The organism is Kribbella sp. NPDC051936, assembly GCF_040680955.1.
Taxonomy (GTDB): Bacteria; Actinomycetota; Actinomycetes; order Propionibacteriales; family Kribbellaceae; genus Kribbella.
In genome coordinates, this window is sequence record NZ_JBFAXS010000006.1 from 404,956 (window position 1) to 428,665 (window position 23,710).

General features: G+C 70.1%; 25 protein-coding genes and 1 tRNA gene. 13 read left to right on the forward strand and 13 right to left on the reverse strand.

Features of this window, described 5'->3' with window-relative positions; all coding sequences use genetic code 11:
* Positions 1–110: 110 nt before the first annotated feature.
* Together AB0L64_RS23055 and AB0L64_RS23060 are read right to left on the reverse strand one after the other, a co-directional pair.
* Positions 111–755 carry a 2'-5' RNA ligase family protein gene (locus tag AB0L64_RS23055; protein ID WP_363713052.1) on the reverse strand — a complete coding sequence of 215 codons (645 nt, stop codon included), beginning with the start codon at positions 753–755 and terminating at the stop codon, positions 111–113.
* Positions 752–2,098 carry a hypothetical protein gene (locus tag AB0L64_RS23060; RefSeq protein ID WP_363713054.1) on the reverse strand — a complete coding sequence of 449 codons (1,347 nt, stop codon included), beginning with the start codon at positions 2,096–2,098 and terminating at the stop codon, positions 752–754. Before AB0L64_RS23060 ends, AB0L64_RS23055 begins: the two co-directional genes overlap by 4 nt.
* A 418-nt stretch (positions 2,099–2,516) precedes the next feature.
* On the opposite strand from AB0L64_RS23060, the gene AB0L64_RS23065 reads away from it, so the two are divergent.
* Positions 2,517–3,020, forward strand: coding sequence for a hypothetical protein (locus tag AB0L64_RS23065; RefSeq protein WP_363713056.1), 504 nt, complete (start codon positions 2,517–2,519; stop codon positions 3,018–3,020).
* 27 nt (positions 3,021–3,047) lie between these two features.
* Here the strand turns inward: AB0L64_RS23065 and AB0L64_RS23070 are convergent, their stop codons facing one another.
* The 4 genes from AB0L64_RS23070 to AB0L64_RS23085 form a co-directional block, all read right to left on the reverse strand.
* Positions 3,048–4,418, reverse strand: coding sequence for a TrpB-like pyridoxal phosphate-dependent enzyme (locus AB0L64_RS23070; RefSeq protein ID WP_363713058.1), 1,371 nt, complete (start codon positions 4,416–4,418; stop codon positions 3,048–3,050).
* 63 nt (positions 4,419–4,481) lie between these two features.
* Positions 4,482–5,081 (reverse strand): histidine phosphatase family protein, encoded by a 600-nt coding sequence (locus AB0L64_RS23075; RefSeq protein WP_363713060.1) that lies wholly within the window; start codon positions 5,079–5,081, stop codon positions 4,482–4,484.
* Positions 5,048–6,082: an adenosine deaminase gene (locus AB0L64_RS23080; protein ID WP_363713062.1), complete on the reverse strand. Its 1,035-nt coding sequence runs from the start codon at positions 6,080–6,082 to the stop codon at positions 5,048–5,050. Before AB0L64_RS23080 ends, AB0L64_RS23075 begins: the two co-directional genes overlap by 34 nt.
* Positions 6,083–6,127: 45 nt before the next feature.
* Positions 6,128–7,321: a pyridoxal phosphate-dependent aminotransferase gene (locus AB0L64_RS23085; protein ID WP_363713064.1), complete on the reverse strand. Its 1,194-nt coding sequence runs from the start codon at positions 7,319–7,321 to the stop codon at positions 6,128–6,130.
* 279 nt (positions 7,322–7,600) lie between these two features.
* On the opposite strand from AB0L64_RS23085, the gene AB0L64_RS23090 reads away from it, so the two are divergent.
* The 5 genes from AB0L64_RS23090 (at position 7,601) to rplA (ending at position 10,489) form a co-directional block, all read left to right on the forward strand.
* Positions 7,601–7,673, forward strand: a tRNA-Trp gene (locus AB0L64_RS23090).
* 55 nt (positions 7,674–7,728) lie between these two features.
* A complete protein-coding gene (gene secE, locus AB0L64_RS23095; RefSeq protein WP_130384685.1) occupies positions 7,729–7,971 on the forward strand; it encodes a preprotein translocase subunit SecE in 243 nt (80 codons plus the stop codon).
* Positions 7,972–8,545: 574 nt separating this feature from the next.
* Positions 8,546–9,244, forward strand: a complete 699-nt coding sequence (gene nusG / locus AB0L64_RS23100; RefSeq protein ID WP_363713501.1) for a transcription termination/antitermination protein NusG — start codon at positions 8,546–8,548, stop codon at positions 9,242–9,244.
* 12 nt (positions 9,245–9,256) lie between these two features.
* Complete coding sequence (gene rplK, locus AB0L64_RS23105) at positions 9,257–9,688, forward strand: 50S ribosomal protein L11 (RefSeq protein WP_355699415.1); 432 nt, start codon at positions 9,257–9,259, stop codon at positions 9,686–9,688.
* Between the two features lie 78 nt (positions 9,689–9,766).
* Complete coding sequence (gene rplA, locus AB0L64_RS23110; protein WP_355699416.1) at positions 9,767–10,489, forward strand: 50S ribosomal protein L1; 723 nt, start codon at positions 9,767–9,769, stop codon at positions 10,487–10,489.
* A 245-nt stretch (positions 10,490–10,734) separates the two neighbouring features.
* Here the strand turns inward: rplA and AB0L64_RS23115 are convergent, their stop codons facing one another.
* Both AB0L64_RS23115 and AB0L64_RS23120 read right to left on the reverse strand, forming a co-directional pair.
* Positions 10,735–11,574, reverse strand: coding sequence for a formyltransferase family protein (locus tag AB0L64_RS23115; RefSeq protein WP_363713067.1), 840 nt, complete (start codon positions 11,572–11,574; stop codon positions 10,735–10,737).
* Positions 11,571–12,614, reverse strand: a complete 1,044-nt coding sequence (locus AB0L64_RS23120) for an alpha-hydroxy acid oxidase (protein WP_363713069.1) — start codon at positions 12,612–12,614, stop codon at positions 11,571–11,573. Before AB0L64_RS23120 ends, AB0L64_RS23115 begins: the two co-directional genes overlap by 4 nt.
* A 227-nt stretch (positions 12,615–12,841) precedes the next feature.
* On the opposite strand from AB0L64_RS23120, the gene AB0L64_RS23125 reads away from it, so the two are divergent.
* Positions 12,842–13,960 carry a hypothetical protein gene (locus tag AB0L64_RS23125; RefSeq protein ID WP_363713071.1) on the forward strand — a complete coding sequence of 373 codons (1,119 nt, stop codon included), beginning with the start codon at positions 12,842–12,844 and terminating at the stop codon, positions 13,958–13,960.
* On the opposite strand, the gene AB0L64_RS23130 is transcribed toward AB0L64_RS23125, so the two are convergent.
* Entirely contained in the window at positions 13,950–14,465 is a 516-nt protein-coding gene (locus AB0L64_RS23130) for a hypothetical protein (RefSeq protein WP_363713073.1), read from the reverse strand. The two genes, AB0L64_RS23125 and AB0L64_RS23130, sit on opposite strands and share 11 nt — an antisense overlap.
* A 166-nt stretch (positions 14,466–14,631) precedes the next feature.
* Between AB0L64_RS23130 and AB0L64_RS23135 the strand changes: the two genes are divergently transcribed.
* From AB0L64_RS23135 to AB0L64_RS23145, 3 genes are read left to right on the forward strand one after another with little or no spacing between them, the layout of a single operon-like run.
* The gene (locus AB0L64_RS23135) at positions 14,632–15,909 is read left to right on the forward strand and encodes a sensor histidine kinase (protein ID WP_363713075.1); all 1,278 of its coding nucleotides are present in this window, start codon (positions 14,632–14,634) and stop codon (positions 15,907–15,909) included.
* Between the two features lie 25 nt (positions 15,910–15,934).
* Positions 15,935–16,579 (forward strand): response regulator transcription factor, encoded by a 645-nt coding sequence (locus tag AB0L64_RS23140; protein ID WP_363713077.1) that lies wholly within the window; start codon positions 15,935–15,937, stop codon positions 16,577–16,579.
* Positions 16,579–17,271, forward strand: a complete 693-nt coding sequence (locus AB0L64_RS23145) for a DUF4097 family beta strand repeat-containing protein (RefSeq protein WP_363713503.1) — start codon at positions 16,579–16,581, stop codon at positions 17,269–17,271. The genes AB0L64_RS23140 and AB0L64_RS23145 overlap by 1 nt, the downstream gene beginning before the upstream one ends.
* On the opposite strand, the gene AB0L64_RS23150 is transcribed toward AB0L64_RS23145, so the two are convergent.
* Genes AB0L64_RS23150 through AB0L64_RS23160 form a run of 3 tightly spaced genes read right to left on the reverse strand, consistent with a single transcriptional unit; the run spans position 17,258 to position 20,812 of the window.
* Positions 17,258–17,896, reverse strand: coding sequence for a bifunctional 4-hydroxy-2-oxoglutarate aldolase/2-dehydro-3-deoxy-phosphogluconate aldolase (locus AB0L64_RS23150; protein ID WP_363713079.1), 639 nt, complete (start codon positions 17,894–17,896; stop codon positions 17,258–17,260). The two genes, AB0L64_RS23145 and AB0L64_RS23150, sit on opposite strands and share 14 nt — an antisense overlap.
* Positions 17,893–19,506: a D-aminoacylase gene (locus tag AB0L64_RS23155; RefSeq protein ID WP_363713081.1), complete on the reverse strand. Its 1,614-nt coding sequence runs from the start codon at positions 19,504–19,506 to the stop codon at positions 17,893–17,895. The genes AB0L64_RS23150 and AB0L64_RS23155 overlap by 4 nt, the downstream gene beginning before the upstream one ends.
* Before the next feature lies 1 nt (position 19,507).
* Positions 19,508–20,812, reverse strand: coding sequence for an amino acid deaminase (locus tag AB0L64_RS23160; RefSeq protein ID WP_363713083.1), 1,305 nt, complete (start codon positions 20,810–20,812; stop codon positions 19,508–19,510).
* A gap of 131 nt (positions 20,813–20,943) precedes the next feature.
* Between AB0L64_RS23160 and AB0L64_RS23165 the strand changes: the two genes are divergently transcribed.
* From AB0L64_RS23165 to AB0L64_RS23175, 3 genes are read left to right on the forward strand one after another with little or no spacing between them, the layout of a single operon-like run.
* Positions 20,944–21,909, forward strand: coding sequence for a sugar kinase (locus AB0L64_RS23165; RefSeq protein ID WP_363713085.1), 966 nt, complete (start codon positions 20,944–20,946; stop codon positions 21,907–21,909).
* The gene (locus AB0L64_RS23170) at positions 21,906–22,640 is read left to right on the forward strand and encodes an IclR family transcriptional regulator (RefSeq protein ID WP_363713087.1); all 735 of its coding nucleotides are present in this window, start codon (positions 21,906–21,908) and stop codon (positions 22,638–22,640) included. Before AB0L64_RS23165 ends, AB0L64_RS23170 begins: the two co-directional genes overlap by 4 nt.
* A gap of 19 nt (positions 22,641–22,659) precedes the next feature.
* Entirely contained in the window at positions 22,660–23,064 is a 405-nt protein-coding gene (locus tag AB0L64_RS23175; RefSeq protein WP_355699428.1) for a RidA family protein, read from the forward strand.
* Here the strand turns inward: AB0L64_RS23175 and AB0L64_RS23180 are convergent.
* Complete coding sequence (locus AB0L64_RS23180) at positions 23,061–23,663, reverse strand: SMI1/KNR4 family protein (protein ID WP_363713089.1); 603 nt, start codon at positions 23,661–23,663, stop codon at positions 23,061–23,063. The two genes, AB0L64_RS23175 and AB0L64_RS23180, sit on opposite strands and share 4 nt — an antisense overlap.
* Positions 23,664–23,710 lie beyond the last annotated feature (47 nt).

A 23,710-nucleotide genomic window follows, 5' to 3' on the forward strand; every position in this document is an offset into this window, starting at 1 on the left:
TTTGCCCGAACCCCGTGGTGGAGTCCGGAGCGGAGGGTGGGGTGGGCTGTGGTGGGGGTGGTGGTTTGGAAGGGTGTGCGAGTCAGGGGCGCTGGACAGGGGGCGTGGGTTCATGGGTTGGCTCCTGTCTCGGTGGCCCGGGCTCCTAGGTCGAGGGTGGCGTGGGGGGTCCACTCGTACTGGTGGTGGTCGCGGTTGAGGTTGAGGAGGGTGACTTGTGTGAGGTGGGTGGTGGCGGTGCCGCCGGGGAGGGCGCTGACGCGTTGGCGGAGAGGGGCGGCGGGGGCGGGCTGGTTCCAGTAGCCGAGGGAGACGTGGGGGTCGAGTTCGGGGAGGGTGGGAACGGAGTCGCGGCCCCAGACGTCGGTGACGGCGGCGCGGAGTTGGGCGCGGAGGCGGCGGAGGCGGTCGACAGGGGTGACCGGTAGCTGCAGGCTCTCGACGTCGACGACCGCGGGGCCGAGCTTGATCTCGAACGGCCGGAAGTGTTCGAGCCGGCGTTGCGCCGCCTCGATGATCGGGGCGAGATCCGCCTGCGGCACCTTGTCCGCGAACCCGATCCCCTGCAGCGTCAGATGGAGCCACTGCACGGGCACCGGCGTGATCCCGGGCAGCGAACCCACCAGCCGCTGGTACGCCCCGTGCAGATCGGTCAGCACGGCGTCGTCGGGGAAGATGACGTGCCAGGTGTAGAAGGATCGCCCGGGACGCCAGTTCGGCCGCCAGTACCAGTGATCGCGGACTTCACTGATCATGTCTGCTCCTCGAGCACGGGTCGTCGGTCGGGGGACTCCGGGCGGGGCGGGAGCCCTGTCCGTTGGGTGAAATCGGCGACGCGGTCCCGCAGCATCCGGCCCTTCGGGCTCCGCACGTACGGCGTGGTCAGGGCCGCGACCTCCGCGGCGCGCTGGATCAACGGCCGAACCCGGTACTCCGGCGGAACCAGCAGCACCGGCTCCGCCGCCTCGATCGCACCGTCGAGCTCGCCGAGGAGCAGCCGGGCCTTCGCCTGCTGCAGGCGGGCCATGCGTTCGGAGCCTGCGTTCCGCAGCGCGTACGGGACCGCTTCGAACAGGGCGACGCTGTGGTCGGCGTGGTCCGAGGTCAGTCGCACGTCGCCGAACGCCAGGTGGGTGTTCGCCCACAGTCCTTCGGCGCGTTCCGGCGTACAGAGCAGGACTCCGCCCGGCTCGGATTCGGCGGGGCGGACGACCATGGTCCGGGCGATGTCGAGGAGTGCGCGGGCCTTGTCCGTGCGTCCGAGGCGGGCGAGGTCGACAGATGCGGCGCTGGCGAGGAACAGCCGTGCGGTGCCGGCGTTGTACCGCAGGCCGTCCTCGGCGTACGCCGCCGCGCGCGCGAAGTCCTCCTGCCAGTACGCGGCGGTGTGCTGGGTCGCGCGGATCCAGCCTCGCAGTACGTCGTGGTCCGCGGCCTCGGCGCAGGCCCAGGCCGTCCGGGTGTGGCCCTCGGCGATGTCCGGGCGGCCGAGGTCGACCGACATCCAGGCGAGCAGGGTGATCGCCCAGCCGGCCGCGGCGTACAGGTCGCGGGACTGCCGGGGCGCCTGGTTGCCGGCCAGCAGCGCGAACGCGCGGTCCCGGATCGCCCGACTCTTGACGAACAACGGCCTGATCGGCGTTCGGAGGTAGGACTGCGCGATCCGCTCGATGTCGGCGTGCAGTTGCTCGACCGTGAGATCGCCGACGTTCGACTCCTCGGCGTACGACAGCAGCGCGATCGACTCGTCGCCGGCGTTCACCAGGTCGTCGTCGTGGCCGACCATCGACGAGGGCGGCGTCGGCTCGGTCTCGTTGAGGGCGACACCGGCGGGTGGGAAGAACCCGAGCTCGCTGTCCGAGGCGATGCCGAGCACGTGGCGCAGGCCGGATCGGTACGCAGCGCCCGGCCAGCGGACCGCGCCACGCTCGAGCTTGGCGATGTAGTGCCCGTCGAGGTCGTACTTGATCTCGGTCGTGTCCCACAGCCACGCGCAGATCGTGTCGGCAAGCTCGCTCCGGGACATGTGTTCGCCCGGTGCACGTCGTGATGGTGTGCGTTCCCGCGCCTCGCGGAGGAACTCGTTCGGCCCTGACATGGCGGTAACTGTAAGGCGCTGAACACCCTCTGCGACCACGAAATCAGGCCTTGTGGACGATCTGCCCCACGCTGCCCCGATCTGCCCCGAATCCCTGTGGAAAAAGGGGATTTCGGCCGCCCCGGATGGCGGGTGGCGCGCGAATCGGCGGTGATTTCGGCCTGCGGGGACGGTTGCTGAGCGTGAGGATGCGGGGCATCCCGGGGCAGATAGGGGAAGCCCCTCGCGGACCGGTCCCGTCTAGGCCCCGTCTGGTAATCCATCGCCTACTGCGGGGCACTCGGCACGGCACCTCGCCGCACGGGTGCAAAGGCCACGATGCTCCGCATCGAGACCTTCGCCCCCGCACGCCGATGCACCGCACCGAGCACCTCCTCGCTACGGCGCTGGATCACCAGACAGGACCTAGAGTTGTGGGGTGCCCGAGGAAGCCGTGACGACGCTGCGCGCCGAGCTGGATCGGTTCGGGCGGGTGGAGGAAGCGTTCGCGCTGCTCGAGGTGTTTCTGGAGGTGGCGCGGCCGCGGTTCGGCGCGGTGGTGCTGGATCCGGTCGGGCTGCGGCTGCCGGAGGCGCTGACCGACGACCGTGCCTTGGTGCAGAACCTGATCGAGGAGATCGAGCAGGAACCGCGCGCCAAAGGTCGCGTCGTCGAGCGCGGCTTCGACATGGACGACGAGCAGGCGCGCTGGGACTACGTACGCCTGGCTTACTGCTCGAGTCAGGCCACGGTGTGGAGCAGTCGCCAACGCACGACCTACTTCGAGGCGTCCGGCAGCCATAAGGCGACCTACTGGCTGCCGGACAGCCTGAAGGCCGAGTACTTCGACGCGTTGACCTCCCGTGGTTGGGCCATCCCGGAAGACTGGCTCACCGCGGTGGCCAAGCGGCCCAAGCCTTGGTGGAAGCGCGGGGGCCGCTGAGGCCGGCGGTCGACAGGTGCTCGATCGTCAGTTGACGGCGGGCAGGCGGGTGAGAGCTTCGGCGACGGCGGACTGGATGTCGGCGTCCTCCCAGCTGCGGTCGGTCATGGCGTCGGACAGGTAGGCGTCGTACGCCGCCAGGTCGAGGTGGCCGTGGCCGCAGAGCGCGGTGAGGATGACCTTCTCTTCGCCGGATTCCTTGCAGCGTTGGGCTTCCTCGATCGCGGCCGCGAGCGCGTGGGTCGGCTCGGGCGCCGGGACGATGCCTTCGGTGCGGGCGAACTGGACGCCGGCGGCGAAGCATTCGGACTGCGGTTTCGCGACGGCCTCGATCTCGCCGGTCTCGTACAGGTGGCTGATCAGCGGGCTCATCCCGTGGTACCGCAGGCCGCCGGCGTGGATCGGGTCGGGGACGAAATCGTGGCCGAGCGTGTGCATCTTCATCAGCGGCGTCATCCCGATGGTGTCGCCGAAGTCGTACGCATACGTGCCCTGGGTGAGGGACGGGCAGGCCGCCGGCTCGACCGCGCGCACCACCGGCGACATCCGGCCGGCCCACTTCTCCCGCAGGAACGGGAACACCAGGCCGCCGAAGTTAGACCCGCCGCCCGTGCAGCCGACGATGAGGTCGGCGGTCTCGCCGACCATCGCGAGCTGCATCAGCGCCTCTTCGCCGATGACGGTCTGATGCATCAGCACGTGATTGAGCACCGAGCCGAGCGCGTAGTGCACCTCCGGGTCCTGCACGGCGGCCTCGACCGCCTCGCTGATCGCGATCCCGAGCGAACCGGTGGAGTCCGGGTCACCGGCGAGGATCTTCCGCCCGGCCTCGGTCAGCTCCGACGGACTCGGGTGCACGGTCGCGCCGAAGACCTGCATCATCGTCCGCCGGTACGGCTTCTGGTCATAGGACGCGCGCACCTGCCAGACCTCGCACTCCAGCCCGAACTGCGCGCAGGCGAACGCGAGCGCCGTCCCCCACTGGCCGGCGCCGGTCTCGGTGGTGAGCTTCCGGACGCCGGATTTGGCGTTGTAGTACGCCTGGGGGACAGCCGTGTTCGGCTTGTGGGAGCCGGCCGGTGAGACGCCTTCGTACTTGTAGTAGATCCGGGCCGGGGTGTCGAGCGCCTTCTCCAGCCGATGCGCGCGGTACAGCGGGCTGGGCCGCCACAGCCGGTAGACGTCGAGCACCTCGCCCGGGATGTCGACGTACTGCTCCTGGGAGACCTCTTGCAGGATCAGGTCCATCGGGAACAGCGGCGCGAGGTCGTCCGGCCCGATCGGCTGGCCCGTGCCCGGATGCAGCACCGGTGGCGGGGGCGTCGGCAGGTCGTGAAGCACGTTGTACCAACGCGTCGGGAGCTCGTCTTCTGGCAGCAGGATCTTCGTCGGCGTCATGTACGCAAAGTTAGGCTCGCGCCGACGCCCGGACAATGACCTGAACCGGAACGCAACCAGCACTTATCCGGAACTCGACAACCGCTCGACCGCGCCGCCCGCGCCCACCCGATAAACCATGTCCGACGGCTGCCTGGTACGAAGCACGTCCGGTACGCCGAGCTGCCGCAACAGCATCCGCCCGACCATCTCGTGCGACACGATCAACGGTCGCCGCGCGCCGCTGCGCCCGATGTCCTCTAGGGCCCGCGTCGCACGCACCTCGCCGTCCGCGTAGCTCTCACCGTCCGGAAACCGGTACGTGTACTTCTGCCGCTCCCGCACCTCCCGCTGCCCCGGCCACCGCGCGTCGATCTCCGCGGTGCCGAGCCCCGACCACGCCCCGTGGTCGATCTCCGCCAGATCGTCGACGACCCACACGTCCAGCCCGACCTGCGCGGCGATGATCGACGCCGTCGCCCGCGCCCGTCCGAGCGGGCTGGCGAAGACGGCATCGATGCCTTCACCGGTCAGCAGAAGTGCATTCCGGCGGGCTTGCTCGACGCCGAGCGGGGTGAGGGGCGAGTCGAGCCGGCCCTGGCGGCGGCCCGCCACGTTCCACTCGGTCTGTCCGTGTCGAGCCAGGTAGGTCAGACCGGGATCGCGGCCGGGGCTCCGAGCCATTCGTCGATTTCGGTGAGGAGGGTCTTCTGGACCTCGGGTGGGGCGGTGGAGGCGAGGACGGAGCCGCGAGCCAGATCGGCCAGCTCCAAATCGGTGAAGCCGTGCACGGTGCGCGCCGTCTCGTACTGCTCGGCGAGGCGGGAGCCGAAGAGCAGCGGGTCGTCGGCGCCGAGCGCGATCCGGGCGCCCGCCTCGTACAGCGCGCGGAGGGGGACGTCCTCGGGGCGGCGGTAGACGCCGAGCGAGACGTTGGAGGCGGGGCAGACCTCGAGGGCGATCTGCGCGTCGACGATGCGCTTCAGCAGGTCGGGGTCCTCGACGGAGCGGACGCCGTGGCCGATGCGGCCCGCGCCGAGCTCTTCCAGGCAGGTGCGCACGGTGGCCGGACCGCACAGCTCGCCACCGTGCGGCGCTGCGAGCAGCCCGGCGCTCCGCGCGATGCGGAACGCCGGCTCGAACTCCGACGTCGTCCCGCGGCGCTCGTCGTTCGACAGGCCGAACCCGACCACGCCGCGTCCGACGTACTGCGTCGCGAGCCGGGCCAGTGTCCGGGCGTCGAGCGGGTGCCGCGTCCGGTTGGCGGCGATGACGACCTGCACGGCGATCCCCGTCGACGCGGCCGCGTCGCGGGCGGCGTCGAGCACCAGGTCGGTGAACTCGGTGATGCCGTGGAAGCGGTTCGCGTACCCGGACGGGTCGACCTGGATCTCCAGCCAGCGCGAGCCGTCGGCCCGGTCGTCCTCGGCCGCCTCACGGACCAGGCGCCGGACGTCGTCCTCGGTCCGCAGCACCGATCGGGCGATGTCGTACAGCCGCTGGAACCGGAACCAGCCGCGCTCGTCCGCCGCCGACAACTCCGGCGGCCAGTCGGTTCGCAGCGCGTCCGGCAGCCGCACGCCGTGCTTGTCCGCCAGCTCGACCAGCGTCAGGTGCCGCATCGACCCGGAGAAGTGCAGATGCAGGTGTGTTTTCGGCAGCACCCGCAGATCCCGCTGCGTCATTACCGAAGGTTACCGAGGCCCTACCCGACCGGCGAAATCCACTGGTCAGCCCAGCAGCTTCGCGATCCGGCCGAGGCCTTCGGCCAGGTCGTCGTCGCCGAGCGCGTAGGACAGCCGCAGGTACCCGGGCGCGCCGAACGCCTCACCGGGCACGACCGCCACCTCGACCTCGTCGAGGATCAGGTCGGCCAGCTCGGCCGACGTGGCCGGCGTACGCCCGTTGATCGCCTTGCCGAGGACGCCCTTGACCGACGGGTAGGCGTAGAAGGCGCCGGTCGGCTCCGGGCACTCGACGCCGGGGATCTCATTGAGCATCCGGACCATGGTCCGGCGGCGCCGGTCGAACGCGACCTTCATCTCGTCCACCGCGCTCAGGTCGCCCGACACCGCCGCGAGCGCGGCCCGCTGGGCGACGTTGCAGACGTTCGACGTCTGGTGCGACTGCAGGTTGGTCGCGGCCTTGATCACGTCCTTCGGGCCGATCATCCAGCCGACCCGCCAGCCGGTCATCGCGTACGTCTTCGCGACCCCGTTCAGGACGACGGTGCGGTCGGCCAGCTCCGGTACGGCGACCGGAACCGAGGTCGCCCGGACGTCGCCGTACGTCAGGTGCTCGTAGATCTCGTCGGTGACCACCCACAGGTCGTGCTCGAGCGCCCAGCGGCCGATCGCCTCGATCGCCTCCGGGGTGTCGACCGCGCCGGTCGGGTTGCTCGGCGAGCACAGCAGCAGGACCTTGGTCCGCTCGGTCCGGGCGGCCTCGAGTTGGTCGACGGTGACGCAGTAGTTCTGCGACTCGTCGGCGAGCACCTCGACCGGTACGCCGCCGGCCAGCCGGATCGCCTCCGGGTACGTCGTCCAGTACGGCGCCGGCAGCAGCACCTCGTCCCCCGGGTCGAGCAGCGTCGCGAACGCGTTGTAGACCGCGTGCTTGCCGCCGTTCGTGACCAGGACCTGGGAGGGCTCGATCTCGTAGCCGGAGTCCCGCTTGGTCTTGTCGGCGATCGCCTGCTTGAGCTCCGGCAGGCCGCCGGCCGGGCTGTACCGGTGGTTCTTCGGGTCCCGCGCCGCCGCGACCGCGGCCTCGACGATGTAGTCCGGCGTCGGGAAGTCCGGCTCGCCCGCGCCGAACCCGATCACCGGCCGCCCGGCCGCCTTGAGCGCCTTCGCCTTGCTGTCGACCGCCAGCGTCGCCGATTCACTGATGGCGCCGATCCGCGCCGAGATCCTGGAACCCATACGAACCATCCTGGCATCACGCCGGACGGCGCCGCGCGCGGGTTTCAGGGGATGGGCCGGGGAACGCGCCGGGGGTGCTGTGCGTTGGGACCATCTGGAGGCTGTATGGTTCTGACCGCGGTGCGGCGCCCGGTGGGTGGTCGTACGGGAAAGGACCAGGTCGAGGCTGAGTTCGACCAGGTGGCTCCGACCCCGTACACTTCTCTAGGTCCGGGCGTTGGTGGCCCTGATCCGGCATGCCCGAGATCAGGTCCGACGCGGCGTCCGGATGGATTGCAGAGGGCACTAGCTCAACTGGCAGAGCATCGGTCTCCAAAACCGAAGGTTGGGGGTTCAAGTCCCTCGTGCCCTGCAAATCCTGACCGGCGCAGGGCCGGTCAGGCCGCCGCTAGCGAAAGAGGTAGGTCGTGACGGAGACGCGCACCCCGGCACCGTCCGGCGCCGGCAAGCCTGCGGAAGGCAAGCAGGGCAGGGGCCTGCTGCGCTTCTACCGCCAGGTGGTTGCCGAGCTCCGCAAGGTCGTCTGGCCGACCCGCAAGCAGCTCTCCACCTACTTCGTGGTCGTCCTGACCTTCGTGGTGTTCGTCATCGCGATCGTCTCGGTCCTCGACCTCGCCTTCGGCTGGGCGATGTTCAAGATCTTCGGCTGAGGCCGCCCATCACGATCCGCACCGTAGGTCCCGGGCTCCTGACCCGACCCGAAGCAGACAAGACCCCGATCCACAGATGACGGAGTACGACGTGTCCGAGCGCGACGACGAGGTCCTCGACTACGAGGGCGAGTTCGACGTATCCGACTCCGACGACGACCTCGATTTCGACGAGAACGCCACCGACGACGACCTCTTCGGTGACGACGACGATGACGACGACCCGTTCGCGGACCTCGACGACGATGAGGACGCGGACGACGAGGACGACGACGAGTACTCCGCCGACGACGAGTACGAGACGCCGCGGGCGGACGCCGACGAGTCCGACGACGAGCCGGTCGTGGTGGTCCCGGCGGCCGACGAGGCCGAGGACGCCGAGGTCGTGACCGCCGACGACGTCGAGGAGGCCGCCGAGGAGCTGGCCGACGAGACCGCGGAGACCGCGCCGCTGAGCACCGCCGAGGTGCCGGCCGCCGACGACGAGGTCGTCTTCTCCAGCGACGACGAGGACTCCGGCGACGACGAGTCCGACGACGATGACGAGGCCGACGACGACGCGGACGTCGAGGCGCTGGCGGTAGCCGCCGCCGCGACCGAGGACGACGCGGACGACGACGCGGAGGCCGTGGAGGCGGAGCCCGAGGAGCCGGGCGACCCGCTCGAGGAGCTGCGCAGCCGGCTGCGGTCGCAGATCGGCGACTGGTACGTCGTGCACACGTACTCAGGGATGGAGAACCGGGTCAAGGGCAACCTGGAGAACCGGATCAACTCCCTGAACATGGAGGACTACATCTTCGAGATCATCGTGCCGACCGAGGAGGTCGCCGAGATCAAGAACGGGCAGCGCCGGATGGTGAAGCGCACGGTGCTCCCCGGCTACGTGCTGGTCCGGATGGACCTGACCGACGAGTCCTGGTCGACCGTGCGGCACACGCCGTCGGTGACCGGCTTCGTCGGGAACAGCCAGAAGCCGGTCCCGCTCAGCCTCGAAGAGGTGGAGAAGATGCTCGCTCCGGCCGTCGTGGCGGCGGCCGAGGCGGCGGCAGCCGAAGCCGGTGCCGCACCCGCCAAGACCGCGGCCAAGAAGAAGGTCGAGGTCGCCGACTTCGGTGTCGGAGACTCGGTCATGGTGGTCGACGGGCCGTTCGCGACCCTGCACGCCACAGTCACGGAGATCAACGCCGAGGCCCAGCGGATCAAGGCCCTGGTGGAGATCTTCGGCCGGGAGACCCCGGTGGAACTCAGCTTCAACCAGATCCAGAAAGTCTAAGGACCCGACAGAATGCCTCCCAAGAAGAAGATCGCTGCCCTGGTCAAGGTGCAGCTCCAGGCCGGTGCCGCGACGCCGGCACCGCCGGTCGGTACCGCGCTCGGTCCGCACGGCGTCAACATCATGGAGTTCTGCAAGGCGTACAACGCCCAGACGGAGTCCATGCGCGGCAACGTCGTACCGGTCGAGATCACGATCTACGAAGACCGTTCCTTCACCTTCGTCACCAAGACGCCGCCGGCGCCGGAGATGATCAAGAAGGCCGCCGGTCTGCAGAAGGGCTCGCCGGTCCCGCACAAGGACAAGGTCGGCAAGATCACCAAGGACCAGGTCCGCGAGATCGCCACCACCAAGATGCCGGACCTGAACGCCCGCGACATCGACGCCGCGATGAAGATCATCGAGGGTACGGCGCGCTCCATGGGCGTCACCGTCGACGGCTGATCGCACCCCAACTTTTCGTGAAGTAGTGGCAGGGCGAAGCGCCGCCCGGAGACCACACCCCAGAGAGGAACAGCAGTAATGGCACAGCGCAGCAAGGCTTACCGCGCCGCCGCGGAGAAGATCGACTTCGATCACCTGTACACGCCGCTGGAGGCGATCCGGCTGGCCAAGGACGCCGCCGGCAGCAAGAAGTTCAACTCCACCGTGGACGTCGCGATGCGTCTCGGGGTCGACCCCCGCAAGGCCGACCAGATGGTGCGCGGCACCGTCAACCTTCCGCACGGCACTGGCAAGACGGCACGGGTCCTCGTCTTCGCCACCGGTGAGAAGGCCGAGCAGGCGAAGGCCGCCGGCGCCGACTTCGTGGGCGACGACGACATGATCAAGAAGGTGACCGACGGCTGGCTCGACTTCGACGCGGTCGTCGCCACCCCTGACCTGATGGGCAAGGTCGGCCGCCTCGGTCGCGTCCTCGGCCCGCGTGGTCTGATGCCGAACCCGAAGACGGGTACGGTCACCCCGGACGTGACCAAGGCCGTGTCCGACATCAAGGGCGGCAAGATCGAGTTCCGGGTCGACCGGCACGCGAACCTGCACTTCATCATCGGCAAGGCGTCGTTCGACGAGGCCCAGCTGGTGGAGAACTACAGCGCCGCGCTCGAGGAGATCCTCCGGCTGAAGCCGGCCAGCTCGAAGGGCCGCTACATCAAGAAGACGGTCTTCTCGACCACGATGGGGCCGGGCGTCCAGGTTGACCCCAACCTGAGCCGCAACCTCACCGAGGAGTCGGCCGAGGCCTGAGCCTCGCATCGTCATCAGAATGCCCCCGGGATCACCCGGGGGCATTTCTGTTGCCTCGCGGATTCGCGTTGGCGCCTGCTGAGCTGCCCGCCGGTGCCGTCCCGCTGATCCGGCGCCGCCCGGTCGCGGCTGCGCCGAGTCGTGGCGAATGGTCGTGGCCCGAAACCGCGAGTCGTGGATTGCGGCTCTTCTGAGCCGCCAATTCTCACGACTCGACGGGCCCGCCATCGGCGGCGGCTAGGTGGTCAGGCGCGGGTCAGGCGGAGGGGAGTGTCGGCGGTTTGGATTGTCCAGCCGTCGGGGTGGTGCTCGAGGACGGTGCCTGGCTCGGCGGAGCTGCTGACGTCCGCGGGATCTGTGCGGGTGATGAGGTGGGTGGTGCCGTCGAGGTCGATCTGGGCGGTGGGGGCGGTGACGTTGAGGGCGGCGGCCTTGCGGCGGATCACCCGGGACGGCTCGGTCGGGTCGAGGAGGCGTTCGGCGTCGGTGAAGAACGGCGCTTCGGAGGCCGCGGACGGGTCCTGCGGTTCGCCCGGATCGCCGGCGACGAGTCGCGGCACGGCCTCGTCGAGGCATTCGCTGAGCAACGTGCGCCAGGCCCGCATGAGCCCGGTGCCGTTCAGATCGTCGGGCAAGGGCGCGATGCGCTGGGCGAGGATCGAGCCGGTGTCGAACTCGGCGGCGGTCCGATGCACCGTGGCCCCGACCCGCTCGTCACCTTCGTAGATCAGCCGCTGCGGTGTCGGTCCGCGGCCGGCGGGCAGCGGTGACGGGTGGCAGTTGACCGCGCCGTACTTCGATAGGTCCAGGATCTCGCCCGGTATCAGCCGGGGGAACGCCGCCGAGATGATCACATCGGGCCGCAGCGCGGCGATCACCGGCGCGGCCACCGTGCGGAGTTTGCGCGTGATCAGCACGTTCGTGCTCTCCGGCAGCCCTGCGACCATCGGGTCGGAGGCGCCGTACCTGCTGGTTTCCGGGAGCGTCACCACCAGCACCACCTCGTGACCGTTGCGCTCGGCGAACTCGTGCACGAGCCGGAAACCCGGCAGGAACGCGTTCAGGCCGACGATGCGCAAGCTCATCTCGGACCCGCCGACCTGACGAGGTCCGGTGTCAGCGACGACGGCGACGAGACACCGACCAGCCGCAAGGCGTGGTCGAGCTCCTCGGCCAGGTCGGACAGCAGCCGGGTGACGCCGCCGGACGAGCCGACCGTGAGGGCCCACAGCGCGGGTCGGCCGACCAAGACCGCGCGGGCGCCGAGCGCGAGGGCGGCGAGGATGTGCTCGCCCCGGCGGATACCGCCGTCGACGTACACCTCGAGGCTGCTTCCGGCGACGGCCTCGGCCACTTCGGGCAGGGCCTGTGCGGTGGCGACGGAGCCGTCGAGCTGACGTCCGCCGTGGTTCGAGACGATGATGCCGGCGGCACCCGCGTCCGCGCAGCGCTTCGCGTCGTCGCCGCGCAGCACCCCCTTCACGACGACGGGCAGGCCGGTGCGTTCGGCGAGCCGGCCGATCACGTCGGGGTTCAGATCGTCGGCCTTCGCGAGGTCGTCGTCCGTCCAGTCTCCGTCGGGGAGGTTGGCCAGCAGCTGGCCCGGCTGCGCCAGATCCCAGACCGTCTCGCCTTCGTCCTCCTTGCGCCCGACGACCGGAGTGTCGACGGTGAGCACGATCGCCCGCGCCCCGGCGGCGACCGCGGCGTCGAGCATCCTGAGCGTGATCTCCCGATTGCGTACGACGTAGATCTGCAGCCACCACGGGACACCTGTCGTGCCGAGCTCGGCGAACGTCGTGCCGGCATTGCTGGAGACACCGAGGACCGATCCCGCCGCGCTGACGCCGCGCGCCATCGCGATCTCGCCGTCGGGGTCGGCCATCCGCTGCATCGTCGACGGCGCGACCAGGATCGGCGCGTCGACGGGGGTGCCGAGCACCGTCGTACCGAGGCTGATGGTGGACACGTCGTTCAGCACGTGTGGACGGAACCGGTACGACGACCAGGCGGCGGTGGCCTCGCCGACACTGACTCCGCCGGCCGAGCCCTGCCGGAAGTAGCGATGCACGGCCTCCGGCAACTTCCCGGCGGCCGCGCCTTCCAGGGTGTCGATCCATCGCATGCGGCCCATCGTCGCACCCGCCGCCTCCGCGGCCGGTCCGAATTCCGCGGCGCGGCTGGGAGCCGCCCGGTACGATAGGACACATGACGCAGTACGGGCGGCGATTTCTGCGCCCCGGCCGGCACGACGGTGCCGACGGGGTGAGCTGCTGCTGCGCTCTCTCCTGAGGTGACCGCGGCCGACCGGGGTGAACCCCCCGTCGAGACCGTCATCCTGGAGAGAAACCCATGTCTGTCCTCACCGTAGAAGAACTGCATTCTGCCCTCGCGCTGCGCGATCTCACCGATCCGGCCCAGGGTCCACACGCGGTCCAGCTCGTCGTCGACTCGATCCGCACCGCACTCGGCGCGGCCTGGCCGTACACCGAGATCTGGACCCGCCGCGATCATCCCGCCGTCTCACTGGCCGACAACTACGACAACCTCGGCTACGCCACCGACGCGGTGACCCGGGAGGCTCGCTACACCCGGTACGTGTCGGAGAACGATGTGCTGCGCAGTCACACGTCGGCGATGATCCCGCCCGCGCTGCGGGAGCTCGCCGCCTCGGAGTCGTCCGACGTGCTGATGATCTGTGCCGGCATCTGTTACCGCCGGGACTCGGTCGACTGGCAGCACACCGGTACGCCGCATCAGCTCGACCTGTGGCGGCTCAGCCGGAATGTGATGCTGGGGGAGCCGGAGCTGGAGGACATGATCGCCCGGCTGGTCGACGTCGTCCTGCCCGGGCAGACCTACCGCACCGTGCCGGCGGTCCACCCGTACACGATCCACGGGCGTCAGATCGATGTCCTGCTGGACGACCAGTGGATCGAGGTCGGTGAGTGCGGGGTCGCGGCGCCGCACGTCCTGCGGATGGCCGGGCTCGACGACAGCTGGACCGGACTCGCGATGGGGCCGGGGCTGGATCGGCTGCTGATGCTCCGCAAGGGGATCCGGGACATCCGGTTGCTCCGCTCGACGGATCCGCGGGTGGCGGGGCAGATGCTGGACCTGCTGCCCTACAAGGCGGTCTCGTCGATGCCGCCGGTCCGGCGCGACCTGTCCGTCGTGGTGGACGAGGGCACGGACGTGTCGGCGGAGGTGCTCGGCGACAAGGTGCGCGCCGCGCTCGGGGCGGATGCCGATGCCGCGGAGTCGCTGGAGGTGCTGGGCGAAACGTCGTACGACGACTTGCCGGCGAGTGCCCGTGAGCGTCTCCGGATGAGCCCGGGACAACGCAATCTGCTGGTCCGGCTGGTCCTTCGCCCGGTGGATCGCACGCTCACCGATGCGGAGGCCAACCTCCTGCGGGACAAGGTCTACCTGGCCTTGCACGAAGGTCCGGTCCTGGAGCTCATCGTCTGAGTTCACGGGCGGCGACCACGAAGGCGCAGACGGCGAGTGGCAGCTCCAGGAGGAGAGCCTCGGTCAGCGAGAGGGTGCGGTCGAAGCCGGCGGCCGCCGTACTCACGTCGAACCAGGCGTCGGCCGTGAGCAGCGTCCCGGCGGCCATCGCGGTCAGAGCGGCGTACCTGCTGCGTTTGTGCAGTAGGTACGCCGTGAGGCTGGCGGCGATCGCGGTGGCGCAGTCGAGCCCGATCCAGGTGAGCTTCCAGTGGCTCGTTTGGTACGTGCTCGGCAGTGTGGCGGCGAGAATCAGGCACCAGGGCAGCAGCACCGCCGCCGTCCCGGCCGCGACCAGCGCGGCCAGGCCGCCGGGTGAGCGGCGGGCGCGGATCCGGCCGTCCAGCCGGCCCTCGGCGATGTAGTCGTCGAGCGCGTCGGCCACGCGGTCGTCGATCGCGTCCCCGAGCCGTCCGTCCATGGCCCGGCCGAGGTCGCCGGGGCTGCTGATCGCTGTCGTCGTCATGCCTTCGAGAATCCGCGTTTCGGCTGTTCCGCACATTGCGGCCAGCCCACGAACGAGGGTGGGGACAACCCCCGGTCGGGGCCGTGGGTTGTCCTCATGCCGCTCGGCCGGACCGACCACGTAAGTTGTGACGGCAAGCAGACGCTGACACGGGGAGGTGGTCCGGATGACGGTTGCTGCGAGTCCGGTTCCCCGGACGCCCTGGCGGCTCTGGCGCTCGCCGTACTTGTGGTTGGCAACCATTCACCTGCTCGGTGACGCGGTCGTCGTGCTCACGTCCGGATTCCTCGTGCTGATCGCGGTCGCGGTCGCGATCCTCGCCTGGCCGCTTGCGTACGTCGGCCTTCCGCTGACCGTCGGCGCGAACCGGCTCGTTTACGCGATCAGCGGCGGGGAGCGGGCCCGTGCGCGGATCACTCGCGGCCAGGAGATCCTGCCGCTGGTGCCACCGCCTCCGACCGGGTCCCGGATCGGCGACGCCCGGGAGGCGGTGGCGGACGTCGGGATGTGGCGGCAGTTCCTGTACTACGCCCTGCTGTTGCCGCTGGCAATGGTGTGGATCGCGGCGATCGTGCTGGCGTGGTCGGTCCCGCCGGTGCTGATCGCGCTGCCGCTCTACTACTCCGCGTTCGCCGCGTCGCAGGCGCAGCTCGGGCCGTTCGTGGTCGACACGATGACGAAGGCGTCGGTCGTGGCGGCGATCGGGGCGGTGTTCCTGCTGGTCGTGTCGCCGGTGCTGATGCGGGCGGCGTCGGCGCTGGACGGCGAGCTGGCGCGATCGCTGCTCGGACGGTCCGAGACCGGTGCACTGGCCGAGCGTGTGAGCCAGCTGGTGACGAGCCGGCAGCAGGTGGTCGACTCGGTGGAGGCCGAGCGGCGCCGGATGGAGCGTGACCTGCACGACGGCGCCCAGCAGCGGCTGGTCTCGCTGGCGATGACGCTGGGCCGGGCGAAGAACCGGCTCGGCGACAGGGATCCGGCGGTCCGCGGGCTGATCGAGGAGGCGCACTCGGAGGCGATGCAGGCGATCGCCGAGATCCGCGACCTGACCCGGGGCCTGCATCCGCCGGTGCTGACCGACCGCGGGCTGGACGCGGCGCTGTCCGCGGTCGCGACTCGATCACCGGTGCCGGTCCGGTTGGGCGTCGACGTGGATCCCCGGCCCCCGCTGACGATCGAGTCGATCGCGTACTTCGTGGTGACCGAGGCGCTGGCCAACGTGGCGAAGCACGCGGAGGCCGCGCACGTGGAGGTACGGGTGACACGGGACGGTGACGTGCTGCGGGTCGATGTACGCGACGACGGGCGTGGCGGTGCGGATCCGGCCCGGGGCAGCGGGTTGCGCGGTCTGAGCGATCGGGCGGCCGGCGTCGACGGACGGCTGACGGTGCAGAGCCCGCCTGGCGGCGGGACCGTGCTGATCGCGGAGCTGCCCTGTGGCTGACGAAACCGAGCGGAAGACTGAGCGGATGCGGGTAGTGATCGCCGAGGACTCGGTGTTGTTGCGCGAAGGCATCGTGCGGCTGCTGGAGGAGCAGGGCTGCGTCGTCGTGGCGGCGGTCGGCGACGGTGACGCGTTGCTGAAGGCCGTCGCCGCGGAGCGGCCCGACGTGTGTGTGGTCGACGTACGGATGCCGCCGACGTTCACCGACGAAGGGCTGCGGGCTGCCCTGGTGATCCGGGAGCAGTTCGCGGAGATCGGCGTACTGGTGCTGTCGCAGTACGTCGAGGAGCGTTACGCGAGCGAGTTGATCGGTGGGAACCCGGACGGCGTCGGGTACCTGTTGAAGGACCGGGTGGCGGACGTGGACCAGTTCGTCGAGGCGCTGCGCCGGGTGGCTGACGGCGGGGCCGCGCTCGACCCCGAAGTGATCTCGCAGCTCCTGGTGCGGTCGCGGCGGGTGGACCCGCTGGCGGTGCTGAGCCCGCGGGAACAGGACGTTCTCCGGGCGATGGCGGAGGGCAGGTCGAACGCCGGGATCGCGCAGGCGCTGGTCGTCGGCGAAGGAGCGGTGGAGAAGCACATCAGTAGCATCTTTCTGAAGCTCAAGCTGTCACCGGCGGACGGCGAGCATCGCCGCGTGCTCGCCGTCCTGAAGTTCCTGGGGGCGTGATGACGCCCGCGCAACGCAGGATGCTGATCGTCGGACTGGTGCCGTTGCTCGCGTTGGTCGTCAGCGCGGCGGCGGTGACGGTGTCGCTGATTCGTGGCAAGCTGCCGTACAGCTACTCGGCCGCGTTCGATCCCGGCACGGCCGGAGTCCGGATCACGTCCGATGTGTCGACGCAGGTGCTGGCCAGCGTCGACGGGAAGGTGCATGTCACCGTCGCCGGGTCGTACGCCGTGGCGAAGCCCGACGTCCAGGTGTCGACAGCCGGCGCGGAGCTGGTCGTCGCGACGACGTGTCCGGACCTCCACTGTGCGGTGGACCTGACTGTCGAGGTGCCGGCCGCGGCGGCGGTCCGGGCGAAGGTCGAGGGGGCGTCGATCGATGTGATGGGGGTGGCCTCCCCACTGACAGTCGATGCGAGCGACGGGTCGATCGACCTGGCGCGAGTGCGGAGCAGGCAGGTGTCGGCGGACGCGCAGCGCGGTTCGATCTCGCTGTTCTTCGACAGTCCGCCCGAACAGGTGGCGGCGACGGCGAGCGAAGGGTCGATCACGGTGCAGGTGCCGCGGTCGGCGACCTACGCGATCGACGCGGTCGCCGCGCAGGGATCGACCGAGCTGGACGTGCCGAACGACGCATCGGCGACCTACCAGCTCTATCTACGGACCAGCTACGGCAGCATCACGGTGCAATAGCGGCGCAGAAGGTCTTGGCCTTGCCGGTGATGGATTCCCAGTTGGCGGCGGCCACGTCGGCGGGGGAGACGACGTCGGTGCCCGCGCTGACGGCGAGGGCACCGGCCGTCAGGAAGTCGTGGGCGTTGGTCGCGTTGACGCCGCCGGACGGGATCAGCGGGACGCCGGGGAACGGGCCGTTGAGGTCCTTGAAGTACTTCGGGCCCAGGGCGTGCGCCGGGAAGATCTTCACCGCCGCCGAGCCCAGCGCCAGCGCGGTCATCACCTCGGACGGCGTGAAGGCGCCGAGCACAACGGGGATGCCGGCGGCGTGCGCGGCATCGGCGATCGCCGCGGCCTCGGGACCTTGGCCGGGCGTCACGAGGAACTGCGCGCCGGCGTTGATCGCCCGCGTGGCCTGGTCGGCGGTCTGCACCGTACCGGCGCCGACGACCGCGCCGGTGTCGGCGGCCGTGGACGCAGCACGTTCCAGGTGCCGGGGGAGGTCCGGCGTGGTGTAGGTGAGCTCGACGACGTGGATGCCGCCGGCGACCAGCGCGGCGCACAGGTCCCGGGCGTCGGAGATCTCCGGCGCCCGGACGACGGTCAGGACCCGATCGGCGCGGAGCAGCTCCAGGGTGTTCACAACAGGTTCCTCTCAGACGGCGCAGGGGTGGGGGTACGGCGGATCGCGCGGCCGGGGACGGCGGCGGTTCGGTGCGAGTCCTCGATGACGGGGACGCCGTTGACGAACACGTACGGGATGCCTTCGGCCTGCCGGCGCGGTTCGGGGAACGTGGCGGCGTCCCGCACGGTGTCCGGGTCGAACAGGACCAGGTCGGCGGCGTACCCCTCCCGCACCAGCCCGCGATCCGGGAGCCGGAGCCGGCGGGCGGCGCGGCCGGTGAGGTGGTGGACGCAGTCGGCGAGGTCGAGGACGCCGAGCTCGCGGACGTAGTGGGCGAGGTACCGCGGGAACGTGCCCCACGACCGCGGATGCGGCTTCCCGCCGACCAGGATCCCGTCCGAGCCGCCCGTGTGCGAGGGGTGCCGCATGATCGCGCGCACGTTCTCCTCGTGGCCGACGTGCTGCAGGATCGAGGTGGCGAGGTCGTCGGCCAGCAGGATCTCGAAGAAGACGTCCGCGGCCGGCTTCCCGGTGCGCTGCGCGAGAGCCGCGACGGTCCGGCCGACCGCGCCGGACAGCGCGGGGTTGCGGACGCCACCGATCTCGATCGTGTCCCATTCGACGACGCAGCCGTGGCAGCCGTCGGACCCGACCTGCTCCAGCTCGTACGTGATGCGTTCGCGCGCGGACGGATCACGGAGCCGCGCGAGCAGCGCGTCCGGCCCGCCCTCGGCCGTCCAGCTCGGCAGGATCGCCGCCAGCGTGGTCGCCCCCGGCAGGTACGGATAGGTGTCGGTGGTGACGTCGACACCGGAGGCCAGCGCCTTGTCGATCATCGCGACCAACTCGTCGCCGCGGCCGGCGTTCGGGCCGAAGTTCATCACCGCGTGGGTCAGGTGCAGCGCACACCCGGAGCGGCGCGCCACCTCGACCATCTCGCCGTACGCCTCCAGCGCGCCCTTCCCGTACGAGCGCTGATGCGGCGCGTAGTAGCCGCCGTACGACGCGAGGACCTCGCACAGCGCGACCAGCTCGTCCGTGCTCGCGAACATGCCCGGTGTGTACGTCAGACCGCTGCTCATCCCGACCGCGCCCTCACGCAGTCCGTCGGCGAGCAGCTGCTGCATCCGCGCGAGCTCGGCACCGGTCGCCGGACGGTTGGAGGTCCCAACGACCATCATGCGCAGCGTGCCCTGCGGGACCAGGTACGCCGCGTTGCACGCGATGCCCTGGTCGAGCCGGTCGAGGTACCCGGCGACCGTCGACCAGGAGAAGTCGAAGTCGTCCGGCTCCCCGTTCCAGCCGGCGATCTGGCGGCGGACGACGGCGCGCGTCGGGTCGTCGATCGGCGCGAAGGACAGGCCGTCCTGACCCAGCACCTCCAGCGTCACGCCCTGACTGACCTTGGCGGTGTGGTCGGGGTTGACCAGGATCTGCAGGTCCGAGTGCGAGTGCATGTCGATGAACCCGGGCGACAGCACCAGCCCGTCCGCGTCGATCCTCCGGTGCGCGGCCGGCAGGTCGTTGCCGATGGCGACGATCCGTCCGGCGTCGACCACGACGTCGGCGTGAAACCCGGGGGAGCCCGAGCCGTCGACGACCAGCGCCCCCGTGATCAGCACACTCATGTCAGAAGAACGTCCGAACCAGGTCCACGACGACCGGATCCGCGGCGTCCGGGTCGTCGACGACCGGGATCAGGCCCCATTTGTCGAAGGCCGTGCAGGGATGGGACAGCCCGACCCGCAGCTCGTCGCCGATCACCACCGGGACGGATTCGTCGAAGGTCAGGTAGCCGTGCTGGTCGTTCAGGTTCGTCACCTTCATGCCGCCGGCCGGCAGGATCGGCGCGCCGTCCGACCGTGGCCGGATCAGCTGCGGCTCGGGATAGTCCTGGTCGAACGGGAAGTCGCGGCGCCCGCCGTCGAAGATCGCCAGCCCCGGCTCGGGCTGCGACGTGATCCGCATCCACCCGTGCATCGCCGGCACAAGTTGCTCGCCGTCCGTCCGCGGGTGTTCGCCGAGCGGCGACACGCGCCGGTACAGCCCGTCGTCGTGGGTAATGTACGCGCCGGACCGCAGGACCACGCGGGCGCCCTCGCCGGCCTCCGCGGCGAGGACCTTCGCGACCTGCTCGAAGTACTGACTGCCGCCCGCGCTGACCACCGGCACGATGTCGTCGTCGTACCACGGCCGCAGCCGGTGGTGAACGCCGGCGAGCTCGCGCAGGTACGCACGGACCTCCTCGAGGTTCTCCTCGTCGACGCCGTGACCGATCGCGCCCTCGTACCCGGCCACGCCGACGAGCCGCAACGTCGACGCGTCGGCGATCGCCCGGCCGACGGCCAGCGCGGTCTCGGGATCCCGGGCGCCGGTCCGGCCGCCGATCCCGCCGACCTCGACCATCACGTCGAGCCTCCGCGCGTCCGGGCCGACGTACGCCGAGCGCGCCGCCTCCATCAGCTCGACCGTGTGGACCGAGTCGGCCCACACCATCACCTCGAACGACGGGTCGGCCGCGAGCTCGTCGGCGATCCAGCGCAGCTGCAGCGGCGAGATCACCGCGTTCGCGACCAGGACCCGCTGTACGCCGTACGCGCGGGCGACGCCGAGCTGGAAGCCGTTGGCCAGCGTGATCGCCCAGGCGCCGGCGTCCAGCTGCATCGCCCAGAGCGCCGGCGCCATCGTGGTCTTGCCGTGCGGCGCGAGCTCGACGCCGTGGCGGACGCACCAGGTGGCGAGCGTGTCGACGTTGTGCCGCAGGCCGGGCGCGGACAGCGTCATCAGCGGAGTGGGGAGCTGCGAGAGCCGCGGCCTGCCGGCCAGCACCTCCGCGACGGTCCGGCCCCAGAAGGCGGGCGGCAGGGCCTTGTCCTGCCAGCTCACCTGCTGATCGGCGAGAGCGGCGACGGTGTCGGCATCGTAAGCAGGCATCAGACCCCCTGGGGTTTGGGATTGCAGAATACGCAACGCTCGTTGCGTATCCTGACTCGTCGGTTGTAGCATCGCGGCCGAAGTCGCGTCAACGCACACCTATCCCATCACCCTGCCGCCAAGGAGTGCCGATGCCCGAACCGCTCCCTGAGACGACCGCGATCTGCGTGGGCGAGGCGATGATCATGCTGGCCGGCGGACCCGGGCCGCTCGCCGACGTGGAGGTGTTCCGGCGGTCGGTCGGCGGGGCGGAGTGCAACGTGGCCGGTGGGCTCGCCGGGCTCGGCGTACCGACCGGCTGGATCTCGCGGCTCGGCGACGACGGGTTCGGACAGCATGTACTGCGGGATCTGCAGGCGCGTGGTGTCGACGTCGGCGGAGTGGAGCTGGATCCGGTCCGGCCGACGGCGCTCTACGTCAAGGAGTCCGAGAACGGCCGCTCCCGGATGCACTACTACCGGACCGGCTCGGCGGCCGCGGCCACGGAGCCCAGCTTCTTGGATCGGCCCGAGGTCAGCGAGCGACTGCAGCAGGCCAAGCTCGTGCACACCACTGGGATCACCGCCGCGATCTCTACGTCCAGTGCGGACATGCTGGAGCGGCTGGCGACGGAGCCGCGTGAGTACCTGCTCAGCGTCGACTTGAACTGGCGGCCGGCGCTGTGGCGTGACCGGGACCCCGCGCCGTTGTGGCGGTTGCTGAAGGCGGCCGAGATCGTGCTGATCGGTGCTGATGAGGCTGAGGTCTTTGCGGGCACGGGGGATCCGGATGTGTTGTACGAGCAGCTGCAGACGCCTGTCCTGGTGGTGAAGAACGATGCGCATTCCGCGATCGCGTTCGAGCGAGGGGTCCGTACTGAGGTCCCGGCATTGTCTGTAGAGGTGGTCGAGACGGTCGGGGCAGGTGACGCGTTTGCGGCCGGGTTCTTGGCGGGGACGTTGCAGGGGTTGTCGATGGTGGAGCGGCTCCGGCTGGGGCATTTGAATGCTGCTGCCGTGCTGACAGCGCCGGAGGACCACGCGCCGCCGCCGGCCGCGGCTGAGCGGGAGCGGCTGCTCAAGGCGTCGGACGAGGAGTGGGCGGCGACCAAGGTATGAGTCAGAGCCTCGGCAGGGCGCTGCAGATCCTCACCAGTCTTGGCGAGGGTGAGCGGTCGCTGGACCAGCTCGCGGTCGAGCTAGGCGTTCACAAGACGACGGTGCTCCGGCTGCTGCGCACCATGGAGGCCGAGCGGTTCGTACGGCGGGACGCCCAGCACAGATACAGCCTGGGCTCGCGGCTGTTCGCGCTCGCCGACGTCGCGCGCGAGCAACACGTCGTACGCCAAGTTGCCGCACCGCATCTGCGGGAGCTGAACCAGAAGACCGGGCAGACGGTTCACCTGGCCGCCTGGGAGAACGGTGAGGTCATCTACATCGACAAGCTCGACAGTGTGCGCTCCGTACGCATGTACTCGCAGGTCGGCGTACCGGCGGCTCTGCACTGCACCGCGGTCGGAAAGGTCCTGCTGGCGGCGCAACCCAAGCGGCAGCGGGAGGCGGTCCTCCAGTCGCTGGACTACAAGGCGTTCACGCCGAACACCATTACGGACGCGGACCGGTTGCGGGACGAGCTGCAGGTGACCACGGAGCGCGGCTGGGCGCAGGACAAGGCGGAGCACGAGTCGTTCATCAACTGCATCGGTGCACCGCTCACCGACACCACGGGCCGCGTTGTCGGGGCCGTGTCGTTGTCGGTGCCCGACGTACTGCTGAACTATGAGCAGGTACTCGAGCTGCTGCCAGACCTGCTCGCGACCGCCAGAGCGATCAGTGCCGACTACAACTAACTGAGAGGTGTCAGACCTGATGTCCGACAAGACCGCAGTCTCCACCACCGACGCGCCGCCGCCGATGCCGGTGTTCTCGCAGGGCGTCCGCAAGGGCAACATCCTGCAGGTGTCCGGCCAGGGCTCGGTCGACCCGGCCAGCGGCGACTTCGTGTTCGCCGGTGACGTGAAGGGTCAGACCACCCGGGTGCTGCAGAACATCGAGGCGATCCTGAAGGCCGGCGGCGGGAGCATCGACGACGTGGTGATGCTGCGCGTCTACCTCACCGAGCGCGACAACTTCGCCGCGATGAACGAGGCGTACGACGAGTTCGTGTCGGCCCGCACGCCGAGCGGCGTCCTGCCGTCGCGCACCACCGTGTTCACCGGCCTGCCGCTGCCGGACATGCTCGTCGAGATCGACGCGCTGGCTGTTCTGAGCTAGTTCTGCACCGGTGCCCGGACCAGCGGCTCGCCGCTGACGGACTGCTGGTCCGGGCCCCGATCCCACCAGAGCTCCTGGTGGATGGTGAGGTACGGGTACCAGCCGTTGACGCCGGTGCCGTGGTGCAGGGAGTGCACCACCTCCGCGAGGTAGGACGCGAGGCTCGGCCAGCCGGCCCTGAAGTCTCCTGATCCGTCGTGCAGCGCCATGCCCAGGCGCCCCCGTGCCGGGCCCGGGCGCAGGTCGATGACGTGCAGGTCCCCGTCGCTGTCGGCCCACGGGATCCAGGCCGGATGCCAGTACGGCTCCGAGGCCGGCGGGTGGACGGTGAACCCGTCGTACTCCGCCGCCAGGTCCATCCGCAGCTGCCAATTCACGGCGATCTCGGACGCGCTCGACGGCAGCGCCTCCGGCAGCAGATTCGCCCACGACGTCACGCCGTTGTGGCAGCTCAGCGATTCGACCAGCTCAGGCGGCAGTTCGACCGCGTCGCCTTTGAGTTCTGCGCCGGTGGCCGGGGGTGCGAGGACGTCGTACGTCGCGGGAGCGTGCCGGGCGAGCCAGTGGTCGATCCGGCCCCAAGAGGCGGTGATGCTCACCCGCTGGACACTACATCGACAAGCTTCCCGTATCGCGGGATATGGTT

Bases quoted from the DNA above. Each gene is read 5' to 3' on its own strand.
- AB0L64_RS23140 (WP_363713077.1), top strand. From the start codon at position 15,935: ATGCGGGTAGTGATCGCCGAGGACTCGGTGTTGTTGCGCGAAGGCATC.
- rplA (WP_355699416.1), top strand. From the start codon at position 9,767: ATGGCACAGCGCAGCAAGGCTTACCGCGCCGCCGCGGAGAAGATCGAC.
- AB0L64_RS23130 (WP_363713073.1), bottom strand. From the start codon at position 14,465: ATGACGACGACAGCGATCAGCAGCCCCGGCGACCTCGGCCGGGCCATG.
- AB0L64_RS23125 (WP_363713071.1), top strand. From the start codon at position 12,842: ATGTCTGTCCTCACCGTAGAAGAACTGCATTCTGCCCTCGCGCTGCGC.
- AB0L64_RS23055 (WP_363713052.1), bottom strand. From the start codon at position 755: ATGATCAGTGAAGTCCGCGATCACTGGTACTGGCGGCCGAACTGGCGT.
- rplK (WP_355699415.1), top strand. From the start codon at position 9,257: ATGCCTCCCAAGAAGAAGATCGCTGCCCTGGTCAAGGTGCAGCTCCAG.
- AB0L64_RS23155 (WP_363713081.1), bottom strand. From the start codon at position 19,506: ATGAGTGTGCTGATCACGGGGGCGCTGGTCGTCGACGGCTCGGGCTCC.
- AB0L64_RS23070 (WP_363713058.1), bottom strand. From the start codon at position 4,418: ATGACGCCGACGAAGATCCTGCTGCCAGAAGACGAGCTCCCGACGCGT.
- AB0L64_RS23075 (WP_363713060.1), bottom strand. From the start codon at position 5,081: ATGGCTCGGAGCCCCGGCCGCGATCCCGGTCTGACCTACCTGGCTCGA.
- AB0L64_RS23175 (WP_355699428.1), top strand. From the start codon at position 22,660: ATGTCCGACAAGACCGCAGTCTCCACCACCGACGCGCCGCCGCCGATG.
- AB0L64_RS23165 (WP_363713085.1), top strand. From the start codon at position 20,944: ATGCCCGAACCGCTCCCTGAGACGACCGCGATCTGCGTGGGCGAGGCG.
- AB0L64_RS23145 (WP_363713503.1), top strand. From the start codon at position 16,579: ATGACGCCCGCGCAACGCAGGATGCTGATCGTCGGACTGGTGCCGTTG.
- AB0L64_RS23085 (WP_363713064.1), bottom strand. From the start codon at position 7,321: ATGGGTTCCAGGATCTCGGCGCGGATCGGCGCCATCAGTGAATCGGCG.
- AB0L64_RS23135 (WP_363713075.1), top strand. From the start codon at position 14,632: ATGACGGTTGCTGCGAGTCCGGTTCCCCGGACGCCCTGGCGGCTCTGG.
- AB0L64_RS23080 (WP_363713062.1), bottom strand. From the start codon at position 6,082: ATGACGCAGCGGGATCTGCGGGTGCTGCCGAAAACACACCTGCATCTG.
- AB0L64_RS23120 (WP_363713069.1), bottom strand. From the start codon at position 12,614: ATGCGATGGATCGACACCCTGGAAGGCGCGGCCGCCGGGAAGTTGCCG.
- AB0L64_RS23115 (WP_363713067.1), bottom strand. From the start codon at position 11,574: ATGAGCTTGCGCATCGTCGGCCTGAACGCGTTCCTGCCGGGTTTCCGG.
- AB0L64_RS23160 (WP_363713083.1), bottom strand. From the start codon at position 20,812: ATGCCTGCTTACGATGCCGACACCGTCGCCGCTCTCGCCGATCAGCAG.
- AB0L64_RS23060 (WP_363713054.1), bottom strand. From the start codon at position 2,098: ATGTCAGGGCCGAACGAGTTCCTCCGCGAGGCGCGGGAACGCACACCA.
- AB0L64_RS23170 (WP_363713087.1), top strand. From the start codon at position 21,906: ATGAGTCAGAGCCTCGGCAGGGCGCTGCAGATCCTCACCAGTCTTGGC.